The organism is Desulfovibrio piger ATCC 29098 (assembly GCF_000156375.1).
Lineage (GTDB): Bacteria > Desulfobacterota > Desulfovibrionia > Desulfovibrionales > Desulfovibrionaceae > Desulfovibrio > Desulfovibrio piger.
Genome location: NZ_DS996359.1, coordinates 226,599 through 231,544 on the forward strand (window position 1 = coordinate 226,599; position 4,946 = coordinate 231,544).

The 4,946-nt window shown below is 62.1% G+C and carries 3 protein-coding genes and 2 pseudogenes; all 5 read right to left on the reverse strand.

The genetic code is table 11. The features are described 5' to 3' along the window. Positions 1–495, reverse strand: a pseudogene (locus DESPIG_RS07650) (dissimilatory-type sulfite reductase subunit alpha); the annotation flags it as partial. Positions 496–880: 385 nt separating this feature from the next. Next, a complete protein-coding gene (locus tag DESPIG_RS07655) occupies positions 881–2,515 on the reverse strand; it encodes a sigma 54-interacting transcriptional regulator (RefSeq protein ID WP_081446854.1) in 1,635 nt (544 codons plus the stop codon). A gap of 639 nt (positions 2,516–3,154) precedes the next feature. Next, entirely contained in the window at positions 3,155–3,391 is a 237-nt protein-coding gene (locus tag DESPIG_RS14395) for a dissimilatory sulfite reductase D family protein (RefSeq protein WP_006007078.1), read from the reverse strand. A 60-nt stretch (positions 3,392–3,451) separates the two neighbouring features. Next, a complete protein-coding gene (gene dsrB / locus DESPIG_RS07665) occupies positions 3,452–4,597 on the reverse strand; it encodes a dissimilatory-type sulfite reductase subunit beta (protein WP_040369683.1) in 1,146 nt (381 codons plus the stop codon). Between the two features lie 18 nt (positions 4,598–4,615). Then, positions 4,616–4,946, reverse strand: a pseudogene (locus tag DESPIG_RS07670) (dissimilatory-type sulfite reductase subunit alpha); the annotation flags it as partial.

The following is a 4,946-nucleotide window of genomic DNA, read 5'->3' on the forward strand; positions in this document are numbered from 1 at the left end:
GCCGAGGTCGTTATGCAGCTTGTGGGTCAGATCGTGGAAGATCTCTTCCAGCTGCGGGGTCTGGGTGCCCAGGAGCACGATGTCGCCGGTGGAACCGTGCATGTTGGTGATGCCGGAACCGCGCAGGTCCCAGATGTCGCACAGATCGCGCAGGAATTGGGTGTTGTAGTACTTGGCGGCGGGCTGGGCCACACGCATGGTGTGGAAGTGGGCCACGCCGGGGAACTTTTCGGGCTGGTCGCAGTAACGGCCGATGACGCCGCCGCCGTAACCGAACACGCCCACGATGCCGCCGTGCTTCCAGTGGGTCTCCTTTTCTTCGTAGGAAAGTTCCAGGACGCCCAGCAGGTCTTCGGGGGCATCAGCGGGGATCTGGTAATCGAGTCCTTTGGGATTGGCCGCACGGGCGGCGGCTTCCTGTTTGATGTCGGACACAAAGCTCGGCCAGGGGCCGCTTTCGAGCTGGTCCAGCAGGGGAGTCGCATGTTTCGGCATTGCCATACCTCCATGAGTGCATATTTCAACGAAAAATCGTTGAATATTTTACCAAATGCTGAAAATGAGCACATCCTCGGGGGTAAAGATGGCCTTTTCAGCCACGGCATGGCTTCTTGATAACAAAAAATCGTTGTATTTGACAATAGAGAAAGAGCAGATTTCGTTTTTGGAAGATAAAATATATGACTAAAGGTCTTATTTAAACGAAAAATCGTTGTTATGACGGGAAAGAAAAAGATCCGGGCCTCTGCACAGGCTGCAAAGGCCGGTACGCAAGCATGGGGAGCCACGGCACCGGACAGAAGGGCGACAGGCCGCGCGGAGCCGCATGGCCCGTCGGCAGGCATGGGCTCCACGGTGTGGCGGCCCCGGATCAGGCGTCCTATTTGCGGAGGCCGAACTTCTTGATGCGGGAGCAGAGCGTGGTGGGGCTGATGCCCAGCAGGGCCGCGGCCCCGTCGTCACCGTAGATCTTGCCGTGGCAGCGTTGCAGGGCGTTGGCGATATTGGTCCGCTCCAGCGCCTGCATCTCCGCCTCGGTGAAGACGATGCCGTTGTCGTCCGCGGGCAGGGCGGGCAGGGAAGCGGGGGCAGGGGACGGAGGCAGGGCCTCCAGGTGCAGGAGCCCGTCCGTGCTGGTCATGGCCGCGCGCAGGAGACATTCCTGCAACTCCCGGGCATTGCCGGGCCAGGCATAGGCCTGCAGGCGCCCTGGAACGTCTTCGGCAAAGGCCAGCTCCGGCCGTTGCAGGTGGGCACGGTCATGCTCCAGAAAAGCCTGGGCCAGCGGCAGGATGTCCTCCGGGCGCTCACGCAGGGGAGCTATGCGGATGGGGAAGGCGTTGAGGCGGTAATAGAGGTCCTCGCGAAAATGCCCCGCACGCACCAGTTCGTAGAGGTCGCGGCTGGTGGCGGCCACAAGGCGCACGCTGATCCTGTGCCCGTTGTCCTCGCCGCCGCGCCGGAACTCTTTGTCCTGCAGGACGCGCAGGAGCCCGGCCTGCAGGGGCAGGGGGAGTTCGTCCACGGCATCCAGGAAGAGCGTCCCGCCGGAGGCGGCCTCCAGAAAGCCCATGCGGGCGCCCGCATGGCCGAAGAACTCGTCTTCGAAACTGCCGGGCGCGATGGCGGCGCAGTTGACCCGCACCAGCGGCCCCCCGGCCACGAAGCTCTGCCGGTGCAGCTCGGCGGCCACGGCTTCCTTGCCGCTGCCGGCTTCACCGGTGATGAGGACGGGCACGTCCGTGCAGGCCACCTGCCGTATCTTTTCCTTCAGCGTGCGCATGCAGGGGCTGTCCCCCGTCAGGGCCAGGGCGGCCGGGGGCAGGGCATCGTTCTTCAGATAGGCGTTCTCGATCTCCAGCTGCCGCTTCAGACGGTTCAGCTCTTCGAAAGCCTGGGCATTGGCGATGGAGACCGCCAGATAGTCCGCGATCATGCGCAGGCGGTCCATGGCCTGGGCATCCTGCACTTCACGGCTGAAGACCGCGAAGACCCCCAGGACGCGGCCCCGGTGCACCAGGGGCTGGCCCAGGAAGGTGCGGATGCCTTCCTGCCGGATCCAGTCTGGCGAGGTCACCCAGTCCATGTCCGGGCGGACATCGTCCACATGATAGGCGGTGCCTGACTGGGCGATGAGCCCCACCTTGCCCAGCCCCAGGGAAAAGCGGCTGTGTTCGCCGTCCAGAGCGGTCCAGACATGCCCGTCCATGCGGGATCGCCCGGTGCTGGCCGCCAGCCGCAGGCACTGGCGATGGTCGTGGCAATCATAGAAATGGCGGCAGCTGGCGCAGAGGCTCGGTTCGGTCTGTTCCAGCAGCCAGATGCGGCACAGGGCCACGTCCTGCCGGGCGGCAAAGGTCTCCGCCACCAGACGGAAGATCTGGTCCAGAGACTGGCAGCGGGCCATCTCCAGGAGCAGGGCCCGGGTCTGGCCCATATCCTGTTCGGGGGTCGGGGGTCCGGCAGGCAGGTCTGGCGTGGCCCCGGTGCGGGGGGAAGCGGGATGGTCGTGCATGGTCTCTCCGTCTGATGGCTGCTGTGCCCGGAGCCGATGGGCTGCGGGGATGCGCTCCCTGTGGGGCCTCGTGCCGGACAGGGGCGGCAGGCCGAGGCTGGCTGCCCTTCGGCATGTTGCAGGCCCAGACTACTGGTGACGGCAGGCTTTTTCAACGAAAAATAGTTGGAGCGGGGCTGTGCGGCCCACGTATCGTGAGGCCGGAGCGTCCGTATCCAGAGGCAGGCGTGCCGCTTGCTGTCCCATCAGCGGCAAGGCATCGTTGCCTTGGTACCGCCGTGACGTGTCGTGCCGTGACCATAGTAGGATGGGACGGCTGGTGCTGCCGGTATCGTGACTGAGAGGGCTGTGGCTGACTGTGAGGCTGCTTGTCCGCAGGGATGCGGGAAGATGCCGGAGAAGAGACGGTGCGGCGGAAGATGAGGGCCGGTATGGCCGAAATGCCGGGATGTGCGCCGCAACCCGGCCTCTGGAAGGGCGGAAGGATCGTAGACCGCAGGGGACAGTGTGGGAAGGAGAAAACAAGAAATGCCACAACAGAGGTTGCGGCATTTCTTGAGAAAGGAGTCGAAGCTCCAATGGCCTTTGTAAACGCACAGACGTCGCAGTCGGGGCGTTCAAAAGCCGAAGGCAGAAAGACTAGTCTTCGCCTTCGGTGTGGGCCTGCTTGCCAGCGCCCTTCAGGCCGTACATGGTGGTGGAGCCGGAAGACCAGAATTCCAGGACTTCTTCGTTCACCAGCTTGGTGAGGATCTTCTTCACTTCGCGGGGGCCCTTATCGGGGAACAGGTCCGTGAAGTCCTTGAAGTAGAACTTGGACTTGGAGGAGGACTTGCTCTTCAGGAATTCGACAACAACGTCTTTTTCGTCAGCCATTTTTTTTCTCCTGAACCCGGCGGCGCCGGAAAGCGCCGCCGGGGTATTTTCAAGCTCGGCTTAGAACTTGAACTGGGTGCTCTGACGCCAGGTGTAGTAAGCCGGATCGCGGAAGTCGTCGATCAGGTGGTGGGTGAACTTCAGGCCGGTCAGCTTGAAGAAGCTTTCCCAACCGATACGTTCGGCCCAGTCGCCCAGACGTTCGTACTTGTTGGCGTTGGCGGCGTAGACTTCGACGATGTGCTTCACCGTCTTGGTCAGGCTGGGCCAACGGGGAGGTTCGTTGGGGATGTAACCCACGACGACCTTGGAGAACTTGGGCATGCTGATGCGGTTGGACACCTTGCCGCCCACCATGATGGCGATACCGTCGCCTTCGTGGTCAGCGATGGGCAGGGCGGGGCACATGGTGTAGCAGTTACCGCAGTACATGCAGCGGTCTTCCTTAATGGCGATGGAGTTCACCTTCTGACCGTTGTGTTCGACCTTGGTGGGACGAACGGCAGCGGTGGGGCAGGCGGCCACAGCCAGAGGAATTTCGCACAGCTGGTCAGCCCATTCGTGGTCGATCATGGGCGGTTTGCGGTGGATACCCACCAGACCGATGTCGGAGCAGTGCACGGCGCCGCACATGTTGATGCAGCAGGCCAGGGCGATGCGCACGGGAGCGGGCAGACGCATATCCTTGAAGTCATCAAAGATGGCGTCCATCACGCACTTCACCGGGCCGGAGGCGTCGGTGGCGGGGGTGTGGCAGTGCACCCAGCCCTGGGTGTGCACCATGTTGCTGATACCAGCGCCGGTGCCGCCCACGGGGAACTTGAAGGAACCGCCGTCGAACTTGCGGCTGTTCAGGTCGTCGCGCAGGGCCTTCATGGTTTCTTCGTCTTCCACCATGAATTCGATGTTGTTACGAGTGGTCCAGCGCAGGTAACCGCCGCAGTACTTGTCGGCGATGTCGCACAGTTCGCGGATGTGGGTGATGGACATGGTGCGGGTGCCGCCCACGCGGACGGTGTACACCTTGTCGCCACCTTCGGCCACGTGCATCAGCACGCCGGGCTCAAGAATTTCGTGGTACAGCCACTTGCCGAAATTCTTTTTGATGACCGGCGGGAAGTATTCGTCATACTTGTGGGGGCCGATGTCGGTAATGCGGCCTTCCATCGGTTTGGCGGGATTGTACCCGGAAGAAATAAAAGCCATGTTCTTCTCCCCCTTAAACTAGCGTTGATGGCGTTTGCGGAATTCAGCCAGGTCGCGGGTCCAGCCGCCGGGCACTTCTTCTTCCTTGAAGAAGATGTACGGGTTGGAGCGGGGAGCCGTGACGTGGTAAGGAGCGGCTTCGGTGTCGGTGACTTCGAGCAGCTTCTGGAAGGAAAGACGCTTCATGGTTTCGCCCACGCGTTCGCGGTTCTTGCCTTCTTCCATCCACCAGTCCCAAATCTTTTCGATGACTTCTTTGATTTCATCGTAGGGAGCTTCACAGGAGATGAAGGGCACCAGCAGCGAACCCATCTGAGCGCCGTCCACCACGGGGGCCTTAGCACCCACG

What these genes read in the sequence shown, in the direction of transcription:
- DESPIG_RS07655 (WP_081446854.1), bottom strand. Translation starts at nt 2,515, where the DNA reads ATGCACGACCATCCCGCTTCCCCCCGCACCGGGGCCACGCCAGACCTG.
- DESPIG_RS14395 (WP_006007078.1), bottom strand. Translation starts at nt 3,391, where the DNA reads ATGGCTGACGAAAAAGACGTTGTTGTCGAATTCCTGAAGAGCAAGTCC.
- dsrB (WP_040369683.1), bottom strand. Translation starts at nt 4,597, where the DNA reads ATGGCTTTTATTTCTTCCGGGTACAATCCCGCCAAACCGATGGAAGGC.